1 protein-coding gene is annotated in these 208 nt (G+C 60.6%); it reads left to right on the plus strand.

The features are described from left to right. Positions 1-208 (plus strand): pentapeptide repeat-containing protein (locus AC5Y4D_RS27440; protein WP_500038790.1); only part of this gene is annotated, 208 nt, incomplete at both ends.

A 208-nucleotide genomic window follows, 5' to 3' on the forward strand; every position in this document is an offset into this window, starting at 1 on the left:
CGGGGACACCAACACCGGCTGGTTCAACACCGGCAACCTCAACACCGGGATCGGTAACTCCGGGAACATCAACACCGGCATCGGCAACTCCGGCAACATGAACAACGGGATGTTCATCCGCGGCGACGCCCAGGGCATCAACGGGTTCTCCTACTCGATGCGCATCGACGAGATTCCCGTGGACTTCGGCATGCGGATCCCGTTGAAC

This window comes from Mycobacterium sp. NGS67 (assembly GCF_059812185.1).